The sequence below is a fragment of the Bifidobacterium sp. 7101 genome, assembly GCF_000499285.1.
GTDB lineage: Bacteria > Actinomycetota > Actinomycetes > Actinomycetales > Bifidobacteriaceae > Bombiscardovia > Bombiscardovia apis_A.
Genome location: NZ_AWUN01000001.1, coordinates 659,058 through 681,778 on the forward strand (window position 1 = coordinate 659,058; position 22,721 = coordinate 681,778).

Genomic DNA, 22,721 nt, shown 5'->3' on the forward strand with positions numbered 1-22,721 from the left:
CAACCCGCGAATGCGGCCGGAAACTTGATAGGGTAGAGGCATGCCTACGGATTTGTTAGGGCGCGAGTATGAGACGTTCGCTGCCCCGGAGCCTTTGAAACAGCACGGCCCGGCCCGTGTCCTCGCCATGTGCAACCAGAAGGGCGGCGTGGGCAAGACCACCTCATCGATCAACATCGCTGGGGCCATGTGCCAGTATGGGCGACGGGTGCTGATCGTGGACTTCGACCCCCAGGGTGCGGCCACCGTGGGTCTGGGCATCAATGCCAACAGCGTGGACAACACCATTTACACCGCCATGTTTGACACCTCCCTGGATGTTCACGAGGTTGTCCGGCACACTCGTTTTGACGGTCTGGACATCATCCCGGCCAACATCGATCTGTCGGCCGCAGAGATTCAGCTGGTCACCGAGGTCGGCAGGGAACAGGCCCTGGCGGCCACCATCCGGCCCCTGCGGCAGGAGTATGACGCCATCATCATCGACTGCCAGCCCTCGCTCGGTCTGCTGACCGTCAACGCGCTGACCGCTGCGGACGGTGTCATCATTCCCGTGGCGGCCGAGTTCTTCGCCCTGCGCGGCGTGGCCCTGCTCATGCAATCCATAGAGAAGGTCCGCAGCCGCATCAACCCAGACCTGCAGGTTTACGGAGTACTGGTCACCATGTATACCAAGACCCTGCATTCGGACGAGGTGCTTCAGCGCATCTACGAGGCCTTCAAGGACAAGGTCCTGCACTCCATCATCAGCCGATCCATCAAGCTGCCCGACGCCACGGTGGCCGGCGAGCCCATCACCATGTTCGCCCCCGAGCACAAGACCGCCAAGGAATATCGGGAGGTCGCTCGGGAGCTGATCGCCCGCGGCATCGTGGCGTGAGCGGATCATCGGACGGCTTCGCCGTCGATCTGGATGTCTACCAGGGGCCCTTCGACCTGCTGTTGGGCATGCTGGCCAACCGAAAGCTCTCACTGACGGAGGTCTCCCTGGCCTCCATCACCGGGGAATTTCTGGACTATGTGCGCACCCTGGATTTCAGCCAGGGACTTGACCAGGCCAGCGCCTTTCTGGATGTGGCCTCGGTTCTGGTGGAGGCCAAGAGCGCTGCCCTCCTGCCGGTGGAGGACGAGTCCATGCGTGACCAGGCCTCCATGGATGCCCTGCGGGAGCGTGATTTGCTCTTCGCCAGGCTGCTGCAGTACCGGGCTTTCAAGCAGGCGGGGCAGGACTTTCGAGCCAGGCTGGCCGCCAACTCGGGCCGCTACCCGCATCCCGGCCATCTGGAGCCCGAGCTGGTCCATCTGCTGCCTGATCTGGTCTGGACCCTGAAGCCGGAGGATCTGGCCCTGCTCTGCGCCAACGCCTTGGTCAACGCTCCGGCCTCCCAGGTTCGTCTGGACCAGCTGCACGTGCCCCTGGTCGACCTGAACAAGGAAGCCGAACAGGTTCGCCAAGCTCTACTGGTACAGCCCGGGCAGCCGGTGGCCTTCGCCGATCTGGTCGCCTCCTCCAAGGGCCGGGCGCAGGTGGTGGCCCGATTCCTGGCCGTGCTGATTTTCTTTAGGCAGGAGCTGATCCAGTACCGTCAGGATGGCCCCTATCAGCCGCTCTACCTGCGCTGGGTAGGGCCGACCCAGGAGCCGGAAACGGCCTTGATCAGTGAGGGGGACTTTGCATGAGCCAATCCTCGGCTCCCGATACCCGTCCCGAATATGTGGACTTCGACGTGCAGGACTTTCCCGGTGGACTGGCCGCCTGTCTGGAGGCCATCTTGGTGGCTACGGACCGGCCGCTGACCGCAGAGGACTTCTCCCGGGTGCTGGCCGTGGATCCGGAGCCGGTCAATGCCGCCCTGGAATCGTTGGCTGAGTCCTATAACGACCGGGGATTCGAACTGCGTCGGACGGCCCGGGGCTGGCAGCTGACCAGCCGGGCCGCCTACCAGCCCGTGGTGGCGGCTTTCGTCAAGGATGGCCAGACGGCACGCCTCTCCCAGGCGGCCCTGGAGGCCCTGGCCATCGTGGCCTACCGCCAGCCCATGACCCGTGCCCAGGTGGGGCAGATCCGCGGAGTCAACTCCGACGGGGTCATTCGGGCCCTGCTGGTGCGCGGCCTGGTTCGCGAGGAGGGCCTGGACGAGCAGACCCATGCCGCCCTGCTGGTCACCACCGACCTCTTCCTTGAGCGGATGGGCCTGCAATCCTTGGAGGATCTGCCTTCCCTGGCCCCCTTCCTGCCCGACGAGGACTCCGCTCTGGCCCAGGCCCGTCAGGAGCTGTCCGGGCAGCCCCAATCCCCGGATCCGACCCAGGGTTCACCCCAGGGCGAGGAACAGTGATCGGCTGTCACACAAGGCGGTTACACTTGTCTCTGTTTGTCCAATTCCTGGACCACGCCAACCGGCAGTCAGGCCGGTGGAGGCATGGATAGCATTCACGAGAATGAGGTTTTGATGGCGGTACGCGGCGATATACGAAATGTGGCGATTGTGGCACACGTTGACCACGGCAAGACCACCCTGGTCAACGCCATGCTGCAGCAGTCGCACGTCTTCTCCGAACGGGAGGAGGTGCCCGACCGGGTCATGGACTCCAACGACCTGGAGAAGGAGAAGGGCATCACCATCCTGGCCAAGAACACCGCCGTCAAGTACACAGGCCCTCTGGCAGCCAAGCTGGGCCAGCCCGACGGCATCACCATCAATGTGGTGGACACCCCCGGCCACGCCGACTTCGGCGGCGAGGTGGAGCGCGGCATCTCCATGGTCGACGGTGTGGTCCTGCTGGTGGACGCCTCCGAGGGGCCTCTGCCCCAGACCCGCTTCGTTCTGCGCAAGGCCTTGGAGGCCAAGCTGCCCGTCATCCTGGTCATCAACAAGACCGACCGTCCCGATGCCCGCATCTCCGAGGTGGTCTCCGAGTCCACCGATCTGCTCCTGGGTCTGGCCCAGGATGTGAGCGAGGAGGGAGTGGACCTGGACCTGGATTCCCTGCTGGACCTGCCGGTGATTTACTGCGCAGCCAAGGCCGGCAAGGCCTCCGTCAACCAGCCCGCCGACGGCGCTGTGCCCGACAACGACGACCTGGAGCCTCTCTTCGAGGCCATCCTGAACAACATCCCCGCCCCGGAGTACGAGGAGGGCGCGCCCCTGCAGGCCCACGTGACCAACATCGACGCCTCCGACTACCTGGGCCGTCTGGGCCTGGTGCGCATCTACAACGGCACCCTGACCAAGGGCCGCCAGTACGGCCTGTCGCGCGTGGACGGGTCCATCGAGAACTTCAAGCTGACCGAGATCCTGCGTACCAAGGGTCTGCAGCGCTTCGCGGTGGATGAGGCCGGCCCCGGAGACATCGTGGCTGTGGCCGGTGTGGAGGACATCATGATCGGCGAGACCATCGTCGACCAGGACGACCCCCGCCCCCTGCCTTTGATTCACGTGGACGACCCGGCCGTTTCCATGACCTTCGGCACCAACGATTCGCCCCTGGCCGGCACCGAGGGCAAGGATCACAAGCTGACCGCCCGTATGCTCAAGGACCGTCTGGACCGCGAGCTGATAGGCAACGTCTCCATCAAGGTGCTGCCCACCGACCGTCCCGACGCCTGGGAGGTCCAGGGCCGTGGCGAGCTGGCCCTGGCCATCCTGGCCGAGCAGATGCGCCGAGAGGGTTACGAGCTGACCGTGGGTCGCCCCCAGGTGGTCACCAAGACCGTGGACGGCAAGCTTCAGGAGCCCATGGAGTCCGATACCATCGACGTGCCCGAGGAGTACATGGGCGCGGTCACCCAGCTCATGGCCGATCGCAAGGGCCGTATGGAGACCATGACCAACCATGGATCCGGCTGGGTCAGGATGCAGTTCACCGTGCCTTCCCGTGGCCTGCTGGGCTTCCGCACCGCCCTGCTGACCGCCACTCGAGGCACCGGCATCTCCTCGTCAATCTCCGCCGGCTATGCCCCCTGGGCAGGTGACATCAAGACCCGGCAGAACGGGTCCATGGTCTCCGACCGCTCGGGCAAGGCCAGCCCCTACGCCATGCAGAAGCTCCAGGCCCGCGGCGAGTTCTTCGTCAAGCCCCAGTCGCCCGTCTACGAGGGGCAGATCGTGGGCATCAACAACAAGCCAGGCGACCTGGACATCAACATCACCCTGGAGAAGCACATGACCAACATGCGTTCCTCCACCGCCGACGTGCTGGAGACCCTGACCCCGCCCATCGACATGAGCCTGGAGGAGTCCCTGGACTTCGCCAACGATGACGAGTGCGTGGAGGTGACGCCCGAGTCCATCCGCGTGCGCAAGATCATCCTGGACAGGGATGCCTGGTACAAGTGGAACGCCCGCCAGCGCAGGGCCAACAAGAAGTAAGTCTTCTCTCACAATCAGAACAGTCCGACCCGGCCGCCCCACGGTGACCGGGTCGGACTAGTCTTGAACCCATGAAGTCTCAGGTTTCCAAATCCAAGGGCCCAGCCGCCTCCCATTCGACGGGGGAGTCTGGCAAGGCAAGTCCCTTCCGTTGCCTGCTGGGCCTGCCAATCGGCCTGGCGGTGGGCGTGCTGGGGACTCTGGTCCAGCGCTCCGGGGCCGCTCAGGGTCTGCCCTGGGGGATGGTCCTGGCCTATCTGCTGGTGGCCCTGGCCGCCTGGTGGGTCCGTTGCGACAGCGGCACCATGGGTCTGGCCCTGCATTTGGTGGCATCGACGGTCACGGTCTGGCTGCTTTCCATGCGGGGGCCGGGCGGCGATGTGCTCATGCCCTACGCCAACTTCCCTACATTCTTTGCCAAGTATGCGGTCTTTCTCTGGATGGGCGGGCTGGTTCTGATCCAGACCCTGGCCATCTGCCTGCCGTCCTCCTGGTTTGCCGACGGCCCCCTGCGTCGTCGGGGGCGATCCGCATGAGCCAGGCTTCGTCAGACCGTATTCCCCTGTATTTCCTGGGACCCGAGGGGACCTTCACCCATCAGGCCGCCCTTGAGGCCTCCGACCTCATGGCGACAAGGCTGGGCTGCCAGGCGGATCTGATGCCCTGCACGGACGCGGCTGCCATCGTGGCCGCTGTGGAGGAGGGCCGAGGTTGGGGAGTGCTGGCCTGGGAGAACAACGTGGAGGGCCATGTGGTGCCCAACATGGATGCCCTGATTGACGCTCAGGCGGTAGCGGGCTTCGGCATGGTCCGCCTGCCCATCGTCTTCGATGCCTTCGTCAGAGCCGACCATGGTCCCCTGCGCCAGGTCGGGGCCCACCCTCACGGACTGGCCCAGTGCAAGGGCTTCATCAAAGAGACCGGCCTGGATCCGGTGACAGCCAACTCCAACGCTGCGGCCTGTCGTGACCTGAGGACCGATCAGGTGTCTCTGGGGCCGCGCATCTGCGGGAGCCTCTACGGACTGGAGACCTACCGGCGTGAGGTGCAGGACTATCAGGGGGCCCGCACCGACTTTCTGATGCTGGCACCCCGGGATCAGGCCGCCGGGCTGGCACGCAGCCTGGCGCCGGCAGGGGATTTCGAGTCCATCGTCACCTTCATTCCCCTGAATACCGGGCCGGGCGTGCTGGCCAACCTGCTGGACCGTCTGCGTGATGCGGGCCTGAACATGACCTCTTTCATGTCCCGGCCCATCAAAGGGCACGACGGGACCTACAGCTTCGTAGCCAGCATCGACGCCGCACCATGGCAGAAGGGCCTGCATCGGGTGCTGGCCGACCTGCTGGACAGGGGGGACTGGCTCAAGACCCTGGCGGTCCATCCGCGCACCCCGCATCCAGCGCCCCCCATCCGTGAATGGATGCTGCCCAGGGCGGGGGCCTTCCGGGGTGAGGACCCCGATTCCGAGACGATTAGCAAGGAGTTGTTATGGTAGATGAATCCGCGCCCTTCCCACACATGGACCTGTCAGGGCCCGAGCACATGCATCCAATAGCAGGCATGGCCGCCTCGCCGGTGCTGACATCGGCCCACAAGATTGCCGTGGCGGGACTGGGTCTGATCGGCGGATCGCTGGCTCGTCGCCTGGCCGCCCGGGGTCGATTCGTGATTGCGTGGAACCATAACGACCGTCCCTATGAGCAGGCCCGCAGCCAGGGAATCCATTGTGTTGACACCTTGGAGGAGCTGGCTAAGGGAAAGGCCGATGTGCTTGTGCTGGCCACCCCCTTGCGGGCCATGCCCGACGTGCTCCAGGCCTTGGCACCCGTGCTGACCCGTGGCACCACCCTGACCGACGTGGGCAGCGTCAAGGGACCGGTCCGCAGGCAGGTCGAGCAGGCCGGTCTGGCCGATCGTTATGTAGGCGCCCATCCCATGGCAGGCAGCGAAGGCTCCGGCTATGAGGACTCGGACCCGGCCCTTTTGGAAGATGCCCTTTGGGCTCTATGCGTCGATGAGCATACGGACTACAGCCGCTTTTTGACAGTGGCCGACATGGTCACCCAGGGGCTGGGCAACCGGCTGATTGTCCTGGACGATGCCACCCATGACCGTGCTGCGGCATTGATCTCGCATATGCCCCATGTGGTGGCCACCGCCCTGGCCAACATGCTGACAAGGTCGCCTGACCGCCGTGTGGCTTCGGCCCTGGCGGCCGGATCCTGGCGGGACATGACCCGTGTGGCCCTGACCGACCCGGAACGAACCCGGGCCATGGTGGAGGAGAACGCCGACCAGGTGGCCGACCTTCTGGATGTCCTGGTCGAGAATCTGCAGGGCATGGCTTCCCTTTTGCGGGATCAGAAGCCGGAGACCGGCGAAAGGCGTAGGGACTTCTTCCTCCAGGCCGATCCCTTCCGGCGCTATAAGGCTGCCTTGAGCGACCAGGAGCAAATCCCCACAACTGATTTGGAACTGGATGCGCAGGAGGGCAACTGGCGGAAGGATCTGCTGGATTCGGCCCTGCGCGGGGAGCAGGTCTCGGCCTTCCTGACCACAAGCCGGGCCCGGGTGTTGTACCCGCCGGTCATCGACTGAGATCGGAAGGGTCCGGTCGGGGCGAACGGCGTTCCGGGACCGGTTTCAGCGCCACCATGTCTGCCGCCTGAAGGGTCACGCGCTCCCCGGGACGCGACCCGTTGGCCGCCGGATCCCTGTCCAGGATCAGCCGATGCCCGTCCCAGTCGACCACATGGCCCACATAGTCGCGGAACTTGGGCCTTCCGTCATCCGGGTCCGATCCCAGGGCAATCCTGACCACCAGCCGTGCTCCGGCCGGTATGGTTGCTGGCAAACGCATGGCCATCCACCTCCTGGGTCAGTATCGCCTGCGGCTGCGACGAGGGCCTAAGCGCCTAGACTGTATTGCACATGCAACACAGCCAAGCGAAGGGAGCGCCCGTAGTGGACCAGGATCTGCAGGACTTTACCGACTATCTTTCCCGGGTTGCAGGCAAGAGTCCCAATACGGTGCGTTCCTACCGGGCCGACCTGTCGGGCTTCCTGCACCTGATGCATCTGCATGGCATCGATGACCCAGCGCAGATCGACCTGGCCACCATCAGATCCTGGCTGGCTCACGAGGCATCGACCCATGCCCGATCGACCATGGCACGAAAGACGGCCGCACTGAGGTCTTTCTTCGGCTGGCTGAGCCGGCACGACCGGATCAAGACCGACCCCACCCTGGCCCTGAGCAGCCCCAAGCAGTCCGAGCATCTTCCTCGGATTCTGACGCATGACCAGGCCCGCACCCTGATGGACACGGTCGACCAGGATCCGGTCGAGCCCCGGGAGGACGAGAAAGTTCAAGCGGCCCTGCAGGTGCGGGATGCTGCCATGCTGGAGCTGCTGTATGCCACGGGCATGCGTGTGGCCGAGCTCTGCGGACTTGACCTGGATGATGTGAACCGGCACAGCCGCACTGTCAAGGTCCTGGGCAAGGGATCCAAGGAGCGGGTTCTGCCCTATGGCCTGCCCGCTGATCGTGCTTTGGACCGTTGGCTGGGGGAGGGGCGTCCGGTCCTGGCGGGCGCAACGGCCAAATCGGCCCGCAAGGCAGGTCAGGCCCTCTTTCTGGGTCAGCTGGGCGGCAGGGTTGGTCAGCGTCAGGTCCGCAAGGTGGTTCATCAGGCGGCTGGTCAGGCCGGGGTGCCTGACATCGCCCCCCATGCCCTGCGGCACTCGGCCGCCACACACATGCTGGATGGGGGAGCCGATCTGCGCGAGGTTCAGGAGATGCTTGGCCACTCCTCCCTGCGCACCACCCAGCGCTACACCCACGTCTCCATCGAGCAGCTACGGGCACGGTACAAGCAGGCTTTTCCAAGGGCCTGAGATTCGGCAAGTGAGATGTGACTTGTCCTGGGAAACATGCTCGTACCACAATATGGCGTATCGCAGCTTGCACGTCAGTCAAGGAACGTCGGTCAAGGACCTTTGAAGTGCATGCGCGATATTGAGAACCAGCTAAAGGGGGCAGCAGCCATGAAAAAGGGTTCAAAGCTTACGCTTGTATCCGCAACCATCTGTGCCTTGGCGCTCTTGGCCAGCGGCTGCGGCGGTGGCGGCACCAACACCGAGGGTGCCGAGCAGTCGCCCAGCAGCCAACCCAGCAGCAACACAGTGGTCTCGGTCCATGGATGCGAGCCGGCCCAGCCTCTCATTCCCAGCAGTACTGCGGAGAGCTGCGGCGGGCAGGTCGTAAACGCCATCAACTCCAGACTGGTCCGCTTTGACGACCAGGGCAAGGCCCGCAACGATCTGGCCACCGAGATCAAGGGCAACGACGACATGTCCCAGTACAGGATCACCCTGGCTGACGGACGCAAGTTCTCGGACGGCACTCCAATCACCGCCAAGTCATTCACAAGGGCCTGGTCCTGGAGCGCCAACGTGACCAACGGCCAGCTGAACGCCAGCTTCTTCTCCAACATCAAGGGCTTTGACGAGCTGCAGAAGCAGGGTGTGCCTGCGGATGCCCAGTTCTCCGGGTTGAAGGTCATCGACGACAAGACCTTCACCGTGGATCTCAGCTCGCCCTCCTCCACATTCCCCATCCAGGTGGGCTACATGGCTTTCGCGCCCCTGCCCGAGTCCTTCTACAAGGACCCCAAGGCCTACGGGGAGAACCCGGTCAGTTCGGGCCCCTACAAGTTTGAGTCCTGGCAGCACAACGGCATGATCAAGCTTGGCAAGAACAGCGACTACAACGGTGATGTCAAAGTCCAGAACGGTGGCATTGACTACAAGGTCTACACCGACTTGGGTTCCGCCTATTCGGATGTGCAGGCGGGCAACCTTGATGTGATTGACAGGATTCCCACCTCAGCCGTCAAAACCTTCATGACGGACAGCATGGTCCAGAGCTACAACAAGCCCGGTTCCGGCCTGCAGATGTTCACCATTCCCACAGCCATGGAGCACTTCGGCCAGGATCAGGAGGGTCACCTGCGTCGTCAGGCCATCTCCATGGCAATTGACCGCAAGATGTTGATCGACAAGGTCCTGGGCGGTCTGGGTGTCCAGCCCACCGACTTCACCGCACCTACCATCCCTGGCTATGCCAAGAACCTCAAGGGTTCGGACAACATCAAATACAACGCCAAGAAGGCCAAGGAGTACTGGGCCAAGGCCGACGCCATCAGCCAGTGGCCGGCTGACAGGACTTTCAGGATGCTCTACAATGCAGACGGCGGTGCCAAGGATTTCTATGACGGCATGGCCAATTCCATCAAGAACACGCTCGGAATCAAGGCCGAGTCCACCCCCGTGCCCACCTTCAGCGAGTTTCGTGGCAACATCAAAAAGCGCCTCTACAATGATGCGGCCTTCAGGTCATCCTGGTCACCCGACTACCCATCGCCTGAGACCTACCTGATGAGCAACTTCGCAAGCTCTGCGGCCGATGGGAATGGGTCCAACGACGGCGACTACAAGAACCCCAAGTTCGATGCCCTGCTCCAGCAGGCAGCCAAGGCCAAGGACACCGATGAGGCCAACAAGTTCTTCCAGCAGTCGGAGGAGATTCTTCTGCAGGACATGCCGGCGGTGCCGCTCTACTACGCCAACAACACCGGCGCCTCTGCCAAGATGGTCCATGGTATGCGTCTGGGCTGGGATGGCTTCCCGATCTTCGCGGAGCTTTCCAAGGACCAGTGATGTCAAGCAGCTGCGGGCCTGAGACCGGGAAATGAGATGAGACTTGCTTTACGAAACATCTTCGTACCAGAATATGGCGTAATGTGGCTTACACGTCAGTCAGGGATCCTTGAGGTTCGGTCATCCCAGTGTTCCTGGTCATAGACGTGAGGTTGACACTCAGTAAATATAAGAAATATAGGGAGCAGCAATGAAGAAGGGTTCACAGCTTACGCTCGTGTCCGCTACCATTTGCGCTTTGGCGCTTTTGGCAAGCGGCTGCGGTGGAGGTTCAGACACCAAGGGCGCACAGCAGTCGTCCAGCAGCCAGTCCAGCAACAATACCGTCATTTCGGTCCATGGGTGTGAACCGGCCAAGCCGCTCATTCCCAGCAACACAGTTGAGAGCTGCGGCGGGCAGGTCGTGGATGCCATCAACTCCAAGCTGGTCCGCTTTGACGACCAGGGCAAGGCCCATAATGATCTGGCTTCGGAGATCAAGGGCAACGATGACATGACCCAGTACAAGGTCACCCTGGTCGATGGGCGCAAGTTCTCGGACGGCACCCCAATCACGGCCAAGTCCTTCACCCAGGCCTGGTCCTGGGCGGCCAATGTGAACAACGGCCAGCTGGCTTCCAGCTTCTTCGCCAACATCAAGGGCTATGACGATCTGCAGAAGCAGGGCGCGCCTGCGGACGGGCAGCTGTCCGGTCTGAAAGTCGTGGATGACAAGACCTTCACCGTGGATCTGAGCTCGCCTTCGTCCACCTTCCCCATTCAGGTGGGCTACACCGCCTTTGCGCCGCTGCCTGAGTCCTTCTATAAGGACACCAAGGCCTATGGCGAGAACCCGGTCAGCTCGGGTCCCTACAAGTTTGAGTCCTGGCAGCACAACGCCATGGTCAAGCTCCGCAAGAACACCACCTACAAGGGTGATATCAAGGTCCAGAACGGCGGCATCGACTTCAAGGTCTACACCGACGTTGCTGCGGCCTACTCCGATGTGCAGGCGGGCAACCTGGACGCGATCGATACCATTCCCACCTCGGCCCAGAAGACCTTCATGACCGACAACTTGGTTCAGGGCTACAACAAGCCTGGTTCCGTCCTGCAGATGTTCACCATCCCGACCACCATGGAGCACTTCGGCCAGAACGAGGAGGGGCACCTGCGTCGTCAGGCCATCTCCATGGCTCTGGACCGCAAGATGCTGATCGACAAGGTCCTGGGCGGTCTGGGTGTCCAGCCCACCGACTTCACCGCGCCGGCCATCCCTGGCTACTCCAAGAACCTCAAGGGTTCCGATAATCTGAAGTACAACGCCAAGAAGGCCAAGGAGTACTGGGCCAAGGCCGATGCCATCAGCAAGTGGCCTGCCGACAAGAGCTTCCAAATGGTCTACAACGCCGACGGCGGAGCCAAGGACTTCTACGACGGCATGGCCAACTCCATCAAGAACACACTGGGGATCAAGGCCATAGCCACGCCTGTGCCCACCTTCAGCGAGTTCCGTGGCAACGTCAACAAGCGCGCTTACAACGATGCGGCCTTCCGGTCGGCCTGGTCGCCGGACTACCCCTCGCCTGAGAGCTACCTGCTGAGCAACTTCGCCAGCTCGGCTGCCGATGGCAACGGGTCCAACGACGGCGATTACAAGAATCCCAAGTTCGACGATCTGCTGAAGCAGGCTGCCAAGGCCAAGGACACCAATGAGGCCAACAAGCTTTTCCAGCAGGCTGAGGAGATTCTTCTGCAGGACATGCCGGCGGTGCCGCTCTACTACGCCAACAACAAGGGTGCGTCAGCCAAGAATGTGCATGGATTGACTCTGGGCTGGAACAGCTATCCGAACTTCGCGGAGTTGTCCAAGCAGAAGTGATGATCGTGCCGGAAACGGCATAATCCGTCGTCACTGACCCGGCCGGATCCGCGTCAAAGCGGATTCGCGCCCGGGTCTTGTGTACTGGCGGCGGATTCGGGAAACCAACCAAAGGAAAGAGCAGCATATATGAAGAAGCAATCGGCCCTGACCATTGCTGGCGCCGGACTGTGCGTCATGGCGCTCACGCTGGGCGCCTGCGGCGGATCCGGCGGATCCGACTCCTCAGCCAAGGGGACCAACAGCGGCAGCTCGGATGCCGTCATCTCGGTCTTCAACCCTGAGCCGGCCAATCCACTCATTCCCAGCATGACCAACGAGGTGGGCGGTGGAAACCCCATCGACGTCATGTTCTCCAAGCTGGTCCGCTTCGACGACAAGGGCAAGCCGGCCAACGAGATCGCCAAGCAGATCAAGGCCAACGAGGACAATACCCAGTACACCGTTACCATCAACGACGGCTGGAAGTTCTCGGATGGCACCCCGGTCACCGCACAGTCCTTCACCAAGGCCTGGTCATGGGCGGCCAATATCGCCAACAAGCAGCTGGGATCCAGCTTCTTCGCCAACATCAAGGGCTATGACGACCTGCAGAAGGAGGGCACCCCTGGTGATGCCCAGCTGTCCGGCCTCAAGGTCATCGATGACAAGACCTTCACTGTGGATCTGACTTCGCCCTCGTCCACCTTCCCCATTCAGGTGGGTTACACCGCCTTTGCGCCGCTGCCTGAGTCCTTCTACAAGGACACCAAGGCCTTCGGTGAGAAGCCGGTGACCGTGGGACCCTACAAGTTCCAGTCCTGGGAGCACAACAAGGCCATTAAGCTGGTCAAGGATCCTTCCTACAAGGGCGGCATCAAGGTCAAGAACGGCGGCATTGAGTTCCGCGCCTACACCGATGCCACCGCAGCCTACCGCGACGTGCAGGCCGGCAACCTGGATGTTCTGGACACCCTGCCTGCCTCTGCTCGCAAGACCTTCCAGACCGACAACACGGTCCAGGCCATCAACGACCCGGGCTCGGTCATCCAGATGTTCACCATCCCCTCCTACATGAAGCACTTCGGCCAGGATCAGGAGGGCAAGCTCCGTCGCCAGGCCATCTCCATGGCCATCGACCGGCCGACCATCATCAAGAAGGTGCTGTCCGGAACCGCCAAGGAGGTCCACGACTTCACAGCCCCCGTCATCCCCGGCTATTCAACCAGCATCAAGGGATCCGACGTGCTCAAGTATGACCCGTCCAAGGCCAAGGAGCTCTGGGCCGAGGCCAACAAGATCTCCCCCTGGGGCGAGGGTGACACCTTCAAGATCGCCTTCAACGCCGATGGCGCCCACAAGGAGATCTACGACGCGGTCACCAACTCCATCAAGAACGCCCTGGGCATCCAGTCTGCGGGCAATCCTCTGCCCACCTTCAGCGAGTTCCGCTCCAACGTGCAGAACCGCAAGTTCACCGACTCGGCTTTCCGCTCCGGTTGGCAGCCTGACTACCCCTCGCCCGAGAGCTACCTGTCCAGCAACTTCGCCAGCTCGGCTGCCGATGGCAACGGGTCCAACGACGGCGACTACAAGAACCCCGAGTTCGACGAGCTGATGGACAAGGCGGCCTCCGCCAAGAACATCGACGAGGCCAACAAGATCTACCAGCAGTCCGAGGAACTGCTCTTCCGCGATCTGCCCGCAGTCCCGCTCTACTACCAGAACTCCAACGGCGTGGCAGCCAAGAACATCAAGGGATTCTCCTTCACCTGGAAGGGAACCCCCGCCTACTACAACCTCAGCAAGTGAGGTGACGGGAGCCTGAATCCCGCACCTTAAAACTGACACCGCCCGGGCCGGCGCGGAAGGATCCACTCCGCGCCGGCCTTGGTGTTCTTGCACCCCTGTTGAGGTGTGCTGGTAGACTCAAACAAGAATTTTTGCGGCGGCCCCGATCCCCATGCCGATCCCGGTCGCGGATGACAAAGGAGAATAGCCGATGGGAAAATATCTTCTGCGACGTATTCTGCAGATGATCCCCGTCGTTCTCGGCACGACACTGCTGATATACGCGCTGGTCTTCGCGCTTCCTGGCGACCCTGTGGCCGCCATGTTCGGGGACAAGCCGGTCAACCAGGCCGTTGCCGCACAGATACGCTCGGAATACAATCTCGACAAGCCCTTCATCGTGCAGTACGTGCTCTTCCTGAAGAACGCGCTGACCTTGAACTTCGGTAACACCTTCGCCGGCCAGCCCGTCATCAGCGTGATCGGCAGGGCCTTCCCGGTGACTATCAAGCTGGCCCTGATGGCCTTCGTCTTCGAGGGCATCTTCGGCGTGATCTTCGGCATCATCGGAGGCCTGACCAAGGGCAAGTGGTCGGACAACATCATTCTGGTCCTCTCCCTGCTGCTGATTTCGGTGCCTACCTTCGTCACCGGCTTCATCCTGCAGTACCTGTTCGGCGTCAAATGGAAGCTTTTGCCAGCCACAGCCGGAGCCAATCCGGGCTTCATTGATCTGCTCATGCCGGCCATCGTGCTGGGGTCGGTATCCATGGCCTCCATCATCCGTCTGACCAGGACGGAGATTACCTCCAACATTTCCGAGGACTACGTGCGCACGGCCCGGGCCAAGGGCATGAGCAACCGGTCCGTCATTATGCGGCACGTGCTGCGCAACTCCCTGATCCCTGTGGTCACCTACCTGGGCGCCGACATCGGCGGACTCATGGGAGGGGCCATGATTACCGAGCGTATCTTCAACATCCAGGGTGTCGGCAACACCCTCTACCAGGCCATCCTGAGGGGCGAAGGCACCCTGGTGGTCTCCATCGTGACCATTCTGGTCCTGATCTTCGTCATAACCAGCCTCCTGGTCGACCTGCTCTACGCAGTGCTCGATCCGCGGATCAGGTATGCGTGAGGGAGAGGGACCGACTATGAGTGAAACGGCAATGAACGAGTCAAGCGAACAGAACGAAAGCCAGGCCCGCGTATACTTCCCCGACCCCTTGCCGGGGCAGGAGCGGTTCGTGGCCCCCATCGACGAGACGCCCCTTCGCGAGGTGGACTCGGTGGATGAGGACGTGCCGCCCACCAGCATGTGGGCCGACGCCTGGAAGACCCTGAGGCGCAACCCGCTCTTCATCATCTCCGCAATCCTGGCGATCGTGGTCATCCTGGTGGCCCTCTTCCCCAACCTCTTCGCCAAGCAGGACCCCATGGCCTGCAACCTGTCCAACTCCGTGGAACCAGGTCGGCCGGGACACCCCTTCGGCTTCGACCTGCAGGGCTGTGACGTCTACAGCCGTGTCATCCACGGGGCCCGGACCTCGGTGGCCATCGGCATCATGACCACCATTCTGGTTACCGTCTTCGGCGGACTCATCGGCGCAATCGCTGGATTCTTCGGTGGCTGGGTCGACGCAGTGCTCAGCCGCATCACCGACATCTTCTTCGCCATCCCCATGATCCTGGGCGCCATCGTGCTCCTGCAGATGTTCCGTACATCCACCTCACTGTGGAAGATCATCCTGACCCTGACCCTCTTCGGCTGGGTCAACATGGCGCGTATCACCCGAAGCGCCGTCCTGGAGGCCAAAAACCTGGAATTCAACACCGCATCCACGGCCCTGGGCTCCACGCCCCTGCGCAACCTCTTCCGGCATATCCTGCCCAACTCACTGGCCCCGGTCATCGTCATGGCCACCATGTCGTTGGGTACCTACATCGTCTCCGAGGCCACGCTGAGCTTCCTGGGCATCGGCCTGCCCTCCACCGTGGTCTCCTGGGGCGGGGACATCTCGACGGCCCAGACCCTCCTGACCACCAACCCCTCGGTCCTCTTCTATCCCTCCGCAGCCCTGGCCATCACCGTGCTGGCCTTCATCATGATGGGCGACGCGGTCAAGGATGCATTGGATCCCAAGAGCAGAACGGCCTGAGTGGAGGAAGCATGACTGAAGCAGACAAGAACATGACCACCAATCAGGAGCAGCAGCCCCTGCTCGACGTGCGGGACCTGCAGGTGGACTTCACCGCCGATGGACGCACGGTCCACGCGGTTCGCAACGCCTCCTTCAACGTCTATCCCGGCCAGTGGGTGGCCATCGTGGGGGAGTCCGGCTCGGGCAAGTCCACCTCGGCCATGGCTGTGCTGGGCCTTCTGCCCGGCACTGGCAAGGTGACCGGCGGCAGCATCCGGCTCAAGGGCCGCGAGCTGGTGGGTCTGGATCGCAAGGACTACGAGGCGCTGCGCGGCTCCCAGGTGGGCCTGGTCCCGCAGGACCCCATGAGCAACCTGAACCCGGTCTGGCGGATCGGCTCCCAGGTCAAGGAGGCGCTGACCGCCAACCATATGGACGTCTCCCGGGAGAAGCGCTCCCGACTGGCCAAGGCCCTGGCCGGCGACGAAGAGGTGAAGGTAAAGAAGTCCGACGACGAGCTCTTCATCTCCTCCAAGGACCTGCCTGGCCTGCTCGAGGCCGCCCGTAAGGCCCTGAACGATGCCGGGGTCGCCGACGTGGACAAGACCATGGAGGCCATGAAGGCCGAGTGGGATGTGGGCTCCGAGACCCGCTGGGGCGTGGCCAAGTCCCTGATCGACGCCGGTGTGGATGACGACACGGCCTGGACGCTGGCCAAGGAGCATGTGACCGGCTCGGACATGAACGACCGCATCGCCGGCCTGCTGTCCGAAGCTGGACTGCCCGAGGCCGCCACCAGGGCCCGGCAGTATCCACACGAGTTCTCCGGCGGTATGCGTCAGCGTGCACTGATCGCCATCGGCCTGGCCTCCCGGCCTGACCTGCTGATTGCGGACGAGCCAACCAGTGCCCTGGATGTGACCGTCCAGAAGCGGATTCTGGACCACCTGCGCAGCCTGACCGAATCCCTGGGCACCGCCGTGCTCTTCATCACCCACGACCTGGGTCTGGCGGCCGAGCGCGCCCAGCACATCGTGGTCATGTACCGGGGTCAGGTGGTGGAGTCCGGGCCCAGCCTGGAGGTCCTGCAGCACCCCCAGCACCCCTACACCAAGCGGCTGGTCCAGGCTGCGCCCTCACTGGCCTCTCAGCGCATCATCTCCGCCAAGCAGCGCGGTCAGGATGCCGAGGGCCTGCTGGAGCACCACGTCAAGGGCGAGAGCACCCTGGAGCGCAGCGAGCACGTCATCACCGTGGAGCACCTGACCCGCGAGTTCAGGCTGCCCCGGCGCAAGGAGATGTTCAAGGCTGTGGACGACGTCTCCTTCTCGGTCAAGCGGGGGACCACCCTGGCCATTGTGGGGGAGTCCGGCTCGGGCAAGTCCACCGTAGCCAACATGGTCCTACACCTGCTGAAGCCCACCTCGGGCAAGGTGACCTACGAGGGCCAGGACATCGCCGGCTTTGGCGGCCGTCAGCTCTTGGAATTCCGGCGGCACGTACAGCCGGTCTTCCAGAACCCCTATGGCTCCCTGGACCCCATGTATTCCATATACCGCTCCATCGAGGAGCCCTTGCGCATCCACAAGATCGGCAACGCCAAGTCCCGGCAGAAGCGGGTCAAGGAGCTGCTGGACATGGTGGAGATGCCCGAGTCGGTCATGGGGCGCTACCCCAACGAGCTCTCCGGCGGACAGCGTCAGCGCATCGCCATCGCCCGGGCCATGGCCCTGAATCCGGATGTGATCATCTGCGACGAGGCTGTCTCCGCCCTGGACGTGCTGGTCCAGGACCAGGTGCTGCGGCTGCTCAACGACCTGCAGGCCGAGCGAGGGCTCAGCTACCTGTTCATCACCCACGATCTGGCAGTGGTCAGGCAGATCGCCGACGAGGTCGTGGTCATGCAGCACGGCCGGCTGGTGGAACATGCCACCACCGACGAGGTCTTCGACCATCCGCAGCGCCAGTACACCAAGGATCTGCTGGACGCCATCCCCGGTGGCAAGCTGCGCCTGGGTCTTGACTAGGTATCCTTTGCACAGACTCACAAGGAAATGAGGCATCATGGGATTGTTTGGTTTCGGAAAGAAACGCGCCAAGCGGCAGGCCGAGGAGGACGTCGAGGATCAGAAGGACGAGTCCAAGGACGCTGAGGAGTCTACTGAGAAATCTGATTTGACGACTGAGGTGGACCGCGATGAGACGGCTGCGGAGCAGGACGAAGCCGAGCAGAGCGGGAAAGGCCCTTGGGACAGTATGGATCCCGAGGCCCCCGACACCGATGAGTACCTGGACATCGGCGCCCTGATGCTGCCCTTCCTGCAGGGTAGTGAGCTCAGACTCAAGGCCAATTCACAGACCGGCGACGTGCTGGGAGCCACCATCACCTACAAGTCCTCCAGTCTGGAGCTGGAGCCCTTTGCGGCCCCCAAGTCCCTGGGCCTGTGGGACGAGGTCCGGGCCGACCTGCTCAAGGCCAACCCCTCCTGCAAGGAGGTGGACGGCGTCTTCGGCAAGGAGCTGACCCTGCCCGTCAAGGTCAAGGGCAAGAACCTGCTGACCCGGGTGGTGGGCGTCGACGGACCCCGTTGGATGTTGCGTGGTATATTCTCCGGCCCGGCAGCCAAGGGTGGCAAGGAGAAGGATGTGCTCGACGGCTACCTGGCCGACATGGTCGTGGTCCGTGGCGATGAGCCCCTGGCCCCCCGTGACCTGGTTCCCATGCATGCGCCCATCACCCCCAACCAGCGACGCGGAGAAGCCGAAGATTCGGAGTCCAAGGACGATGAGGCAGCGCAGATCCCCGGCAAGCCGGAGGGCCCCTTCGACTCGGACCAGCAGACCGAGGTGAAGACCACACTGTCCCGCGGACCCATGTTCTCGGAGGTCCGCTGAGGCTGTGAAGCAGAAGCATTCCGGACTGGCAGCGCTGGCCGACGACGATTTCTCCGTCATGGAAGCCATCGGCGGATGGCGGGGGATTGTCGAGTCCCTGCTGCCAGGGCTGGTTTTTCTGGTTGTTTTCCTGGTGACCGGCCGTCTGGGGCTGACCGTGGCGGTTTCGGCGGCCCTGGCCCTGGTGCAGCTTCTGATTCGCCTGGTCCAGCGGCAGTCCTTTCTGGGTGCGCTGACCGGTCTGCTTTCGGTGGGCATCTGCCTGGTGGCTGCATGGCTGACCCGGGATGCGCGTAACTACTATCTGCCGGGATTCCTGACCAACGGATTCTGGATTATCGTTTTGGGCGCCTCACTGCTGGCACGGATACCCGGCATAGGCTTGGTTGTGGAGTACCTGCGCCGACCTGTCGTCTCAGGCTGGAAGCAATGGCTGGCCTCCTGGCGGGGCGAGCCAGAACTGGTACGGGCCTATACCCAGGCCACTCTGGTCTGGATCGCCGTCTTCGCGCTGCGCCTGCTGGTCCAGGTGCCGCTCTACCTGACTGGTTCCGTCGGGTTTCTTGGCGCCGCACGCCTGATATTGGGCCTGCCCTTGTTCGCCCTGGGCATCTGGATTAGCTGGCTGCTGATCGGGGGCCCCTACCATCGCCGCCAGGCTGACCAGGGTCAGGCCGATCAGGAGGTTCACGCCGATCATGACTGAGACCAGAGTTCGTCTGCGCATCGAACGCTATGCCGACCAGGGCCGTTGCGTGAGCCACTTGGAGGACGGCCGGGTGGTCTTCGTCCGCTTTGCCCTGCCCGGAGAGCTGGTGGAGGTCCTCTTGGACGAGCCTCACGGTCGGGCCGACAGATTCGCCACGGGCGAGGTCACTCAGGTGTTAGAGGCCAGCCCTGACCGACGCGAACCCGTCTGGCCCCTGGCTGGACCCTTGGCTTGGGGAGGCGGCCTGGGTGGTGCCGATCTGATTCACGTGAGTCTGCCCGGTCAGCTGACCTGGAAGGCCGATCTGATCAGTCAGCAGATGTCCCGTTTGGGCGGGGTGGACGTCCAGGTGCCGGTGGTCCGGGTTCCGGGCGATGAGGAGCTGGGTGGCCTGCACTGGAGGACTCGAATCGAGCTGGTGGCCGACGACCAGGGACGCCCCTCCATGCGTCGGCGGGGTTCGCATGACCGCCTGCCGATTCAGACCATGCCCCTGGCCACCCAGGAGCTGCTGGACCTGGCCGACGAACTGGGCATCTGGGAAGGCGGCCTGCCGGCGGGTGCCCGCATACGCCTGGCCGTGCCCCAGCCGCGCGATGGGGGACCGGTTGGCGACAACTTCGCCCTGCTGGTGGATGGCCGCCTGAGCAAGGGGAGCCGCCTGCTGACTGAGCGGCTGGAAGCCGGAGCAGGACCTGAATACCAGGTCCGGGCTGACGGATTCTGGCAGGTCCACCGCCAGGCACCGGTCGTGCTGACCAAGGCGGTCCTGGATCAGGCCAGGCAGGCTCTGGATGGAGTCGCCGAACCGATCATCTGGGATCTCTACTGCGGGTCAGGGCTCTTCACCCTGCCCCTGGCCGCCCTGGCTGACGGACGTGCCCGGCTCCTGGCCGTGGAGGGATCCGCCGGAGCCATTGCCAGCGCGAAACACAACGTGAAGCAGTCCGGACTGGACCGCGTGGTCCTGCGGCGAGGGGACGTGGCCAAGGTCCTGGCTGGCGGTGCGCCCAAGGGGCTGGGACATCCCGACCTGATCCTGCTGGATCCGCCCAGGGCCGGCGCCAAGGCTCAGGTCTGCCGACTGTTGGCCGCCAGCGGGGCGGGGACCATCATCTATGTGGCCTGCGACCCGACCAGCCTGGCCAGGGATACGGCCACCCTGATCTCCCTGGGGTACAGCCCCAAGCATCTTGAGGCCTTTGACATCTACCCGATGACCCATCATGTGGAAACCCTGGCGGTCTTCACCCGCACGGTGGGAAGGCAGCGCTGACATGAGCCGCGCCGGGCGGATTGTGGCAGCAGTCAGGCGGCTGGCGGGTCTGCTGCTGGCGGTCGCTCTGCTGGCAGGTCTGCCCATGCTGACCGGTTGCGTCCCCAGGGACAGGGCCGTGGGCGACTCCTGGCATGAGGGTACCGTGCCCCATGACGGCGTGGATCGCTCCGACACGCTCGTGGCTTTGATTGGATGCCCGCAGAAGGGTGACAAGGAGCCCGATACCGGTCTTGACAGCCGTATTCTGGCATCCTTGAAGGCGGAGCGCATGAAGGGTTATTTCTCCTCGGCGCAGTCCACCAGCGATCAGCAGGATGGGGTGCAGGATGCCGTCAACCGCGGGGTCAGTCTGATTCTGATCCGTCAACCCGGAGCCGGCGACTGGACCCCGGCCCTGAAGGCAGCCCGGAAGGCCGGCATTCCTGTGGTAGAGTTCGCTCAAAGCGCCAAGGCTTGGACCCCTGACCCAGGTAGGCTCTACTATGCGGCTACGGTCCACCCGGTCGATCCTGCAGGGAATCCACACGCGCCCTTGCTGGCTGACGCTCTGCAGACCATTGTGGACGACGGACCGCATGAAAGGATTATGGCCGTGCGCCTGAGCGCCGACTGAGAGGGGGGCCAAGGATGAGCACAGGCAGTGATCAAGAGCCGACTACGGGCACAGCAGCGGGCACAGGCTTTCCGGACACCGACCGGCCGGGGCTGAGCTCCCAGGAGGTGGAGCAGCTGAAAGCCCAGGGCCTGGTCAACGTCTCCCAGGACCAAACCTCCCGCAGCCTGGGCCAGATCATCCGCGACAACGTCTTCACCCTCTTCAACGGGATCATCCTGACCGCCATGGTGGTGGTCCTGCTGACCGGCCAGTGGAAGGACGCGGTCTTCGGCCTGGTCATCATCATCAACACCGGCATCGGCGTAGCCACCGAGCTCAAGGCCAAGCACACCCTGGACGGGCTGTCCATCCTGGTGGCCTCCGACTACACGGTGCGCAGGAATGGATGCAACCTGACCGTGCCCCACGATGACATCGTCAAGGGGGACCTGCTCTGGATCCGTTCCGGGGACCAGGTGCCCGCCGACGCGCAGATCATTGACACCTATGGCCTGGAGCTGGACGAGTCCATGCTGACCGGCGAGTCGCGCACCGTCAAGCACAAGCCGGGCGACCAGGTCTACTCGGGCTCCACGGCCGTCTCGGGCATGGCTCTGGCCCAGGTGACCGCCGTGGGCGCCGACTCTTACGCCGCCACGCTGACTGCCAAGGCCAAGGTCTACAAGAAGGTCCGCTCCGACCTGAACGAGGGCATCAACACCATCCTCAAGGTCATGACCGTGGTGGTCATTCCCCTCTGCCTGTTGCTCATCTTCACCCAGATGCGAACCGTGGGCGGCTTCCAGACTGCGCTGGTCACCGGAGCCTGGCGGCAGGCCGTGGTGTCTGCTGTGGCAGGGGTGGTGGGCATGATTCCCGAGGGTCTGGTCCTCTTGACCTCACTGAACTTCGCCCTGGCCGCCATCCGCCTGGCCCGGCATCAGACCCTGGTCCAGCAGATGGAGTCCGTGGAGACCCTGGCCCGGGTGGATGCCCTGAACCTGGACAAGACCGGCACCATCACCGACGGGGGCATCGTCTACGACGACCTGCACCAACTGGTCGAGGACATTCCGGCCCAGCAGCTGCGGCAGGCCCTGGTGGATGTCTGCGCGGAGGAGAGCCCCAACGCCACCGGCCGGGCCATCCTCAAGGGGATGGATGACCTGCACCCCGGCAGAGCCGTCAGCCGCCTGCCATTTTCTTCGGCCCGCAAGTGGAGCGCCGTGGCCGACCAGTCCGGCAAAATCTGGTACTTCGGCGCCCCGGAGGTGCTCCTGGCCTCCCAGGCGGGCAGCTGGCCCCAGGTGGATCAGCAGGTGGCCGACCTGGCCGACCGCGGCTACCGGGTGCTGATGCTGGCCGCCCCCGATG

Annotated in this window: 20 protein-coding genes; 19 read left to right on the forward strand and 1 reads right to left on the reverse strand. The window is 63.4% G+C overall.

The annotated features are described in order from the left end of the window. Positions 1–40 precede the first annotated feature (40 nt). The 7 genes from P272_RS0102495 to P272_RS0102525 all read left to right on the forward strand — a co-directional run bounded on the left by P272_RS0102495 (position 41) and on the right by P272_RS0102525 (position 6,974). A complete protein-coding gene (locus P272_RS0102495) occupies positions 41–880 on the forward strand; it encodes a ParA family protein (protein WP_029677993.1) in 840 nt (279 codons plus the stop codon). Beyond that, positions 877–1,680: a segregation and condensation protein A gene (locus P272_RS0102500; protein WP_029677994.1), complete on the forward strand. Its 804-nt coding sequence runs from the start codon at positions 877–879 to the stop codon at positions 1,678–1,680. Before P272_RS0102495 ends, P272_RS0102500 begins: the two co-directional genes overlap by 4 nt. Next, positions 1,677–2,339, forward strand: coding sequence for an SMC-Scp complex subunit ScpB (gene scpB, locus P272_RS0102505; protein ID WP_029677995.1), 663 nt, complete (start codon positions 1,677–1,679; stop codon positions 2,337–2,339). The genes P272_RS0102500 and scpB overlap by 4 nt, the downstream gene beginning before the upstream one ends. Positions 2,340–2,453: 114 nt before the next feature. Beyond that, on the forward strand, positions 2,454–4,373 hold the full coding sequence (typA, locus tag P272_RS0102510; protein ID WP_029677996.1) for a translational GTPase TypA: 1,920 nt from the start codon (positions 2,454–2,456) through the stop codon (positions 4,371–4,373). A gap of 71 nt (positions 4,374–4,444) precedes the next feature. Next, positions 4,445–4,909: a hypothetical protein gene (locus P272_RS0102515; protein ID WP_052323137.1), complete on the forward strand. Its 465-nt coding sequence runs from the start codon at positions 4,445–4,447 to the stop codon at positions 4,907–4,909. Further along, the gene (locus P272_RS0102520) at positions 4,906–5,871 is read left to right on the forward strand and encodes a prephenate dehydratase domain-containing protein (RefSeq protein ID WP_029677998.1); all 966 of its coding nucleotides are present in this window, start codon (positions 4,906–4,908) and stop codon (positions 5,869–5,871) included. The genes P272_RS0102515 and P272_RS0102520 overlap by 4 nt, the downstream gene beginning before the upstream one ends. A 65-nt stretch (positions 5,872–5,936) precedes the next feature. Next, positions 5,937–6,974 (forward strand): prephenate dehydrogenase, encoded by a 1,038-nt coding sequence (locus tag P272_RS0102525; RefSeq protein ID WP_029677999.1) that lies wholly within the window; start codon positions 5,937–5,939, stop codon positions 6,972–6,974. On the opposite strand, the gene P272_RS0102530 is transcribed toward P272_RS0102525, so the two are convergent. Beyond that, positions 6,964–7,236, reverse strand: a complete 273-nt coding sequence (locus P272_RS0102530) for a DUF6725 family protein (RefSeq protein ID WP_029678000.1) — start codon at positions 7,234–7,236, stop codon at positions 6,964–6,966. The genes P272_RS0102525 and P272_RS0102530 overlap by 11 nt on opposite strands. A gap of 71 nt (positions 7,237–7,307) precedes the next feature. On the opposite strand from P272_RS0102530, the gene P272_RS0102535 reads away from it, so the two are divergent. From P272_RS0102535 to P272_RS0102590, 12 genes are all read left to right on the forward strand, one after another. Continuing rightward, a complete protein-coding gene (locus tag P272_RS0102535; protein ID WP_044097656.1) occupies positions 7,308–8,273 on the forward strand; it encodes a tyrosine recombinase XerC in 966 nt (321 codons plus the stop codon). A 150-nt stretch (positions 8,274–8,423) separates the two neighbouring features. Continuing rightward, entirely contained in the window at positions 8,424–10,097 is a 1,674-nt protein-coding gene (locus tag P272_RS0102540; RefSeq protein ID WP_029678002.1) for a peptide ABC transporter substrate-binding protein, read from the forward strand. Between the two features lie 190 nt (positions 10,098–10,287). Continuing rightward, positions 10,288–11,958: a peptide ABC transporter substrate-binding protein gene (locus P272_RS0102545; RefSeq protein WP_029678003.1), complete on the forward strand. Its 1,671-nt coding sequence runs from the start codon at positions 10,288–10,290 to the stop codon at positions 11,956–11,958. A 129-nt stretch (positions 11,959–12,087) separates the two neighbouring features. Next, positions 12,088–13,749, forward strand: coding sequence for a peptide ABC transporter substrate-binding protein (locus tag P272_RS0102550; protein ID WP_029678004.1), 1,662 nt, complete (start codon positions 12,088–12,090; stop codon positions 13,747–13,749). 190 nt (positions 13,750–13,939) lie between these two features. Further along, a complete protein-coding gene (locus P272_RS0102555; protein WP_029678005.1) occupies positions 13,940–14,866 on the forward strand; it encodes an ABC transporter permease in 927 nt (308 codons plus the stop codon). Positions 14,867–14,897: 31 nt separating this feature from the next. Further along, positions 14,898–15,887, forward strand: coding sequence for an ABC transporter permease (locus P272_RS0102560; RefSeq protein ID WP_029678006.1), 990 nt, complete (start codon positions 14,898–14,900; stop codon positions 15,885–15,887). Positions 15,888–15,898: 11 nt separating this feature from the next. Continuing rightward, on the forward strand, positions 15,899–17,896 hold the full coding sequence (locus P272_RS0102565; RefSeq protein WP_029678007.1) for a dipeptide ABC transporter ATP-binding protein: 1,998 nt from the start codon (positions 15,899–15,901) through the stop codon (positions 17,894–17,896). Positions 17,897–17,933: 37 nt separating this feature from the next. Further along, on the forward strand, positions 17,934–18,764 hold the full coding sequence (locus P272_RS0102570) for a DUF3710 domain-containing protein (RefSeq protein WP_029678008.1): 831 nt from the start codon (positions 17,934–17,936) through the stop codon (positions 18,762–18,764). A gap of 4 nt (positions 18,765–18,768) precedes the next feature. Next, on the forward strand, positions 18,769–19,470 hold the full coding sequence (locus P272_RS0102575) for a DUF3159 domain-containing protein (protein WP_029678010.1): 702 nt from the start codon (positions 18,769–18,771) through the stop codon (positions 19,468–19,470). Next, positions 19,463–20,749, forward strand: a complete 1,287-nt coding sequence (locus P272_RS0102580) for a class I SAM-dependent RNA methyltransferase (RefSeq protein WP_029678011.1) — start codon at positions 19,463–19,465, stop codon at positions 20,747–20,749. The genes P272_RS0102575 and P272_RS0102580 overlap by 8 nt, the downstream gene beginning before the upstream one ends. 1 nt (position 20,750) lies before the next feature. Further along, positions 20,751–21,365: a substrate-binding domain-containing protein gene (locus tag P272_RS0102585; RefSeq protein ID WP_029678012.1), complete on the forward strand. Its 615-nt coding sequence runs from the start codon at positions 20,751–20,753 to the stop codon at positions 21,363–21,365. A gap of 14 nt (positions 21,366–21,379) precedes the next feature. After that, positions 21,380–22,721 (forward strand): HAD-IC family P-type ATPase (locus P272_RS0102590; RefSeq protein ID WP_044097657.1); only part of this gene is annotated, 1,342 nt, incomplete at its 3' end.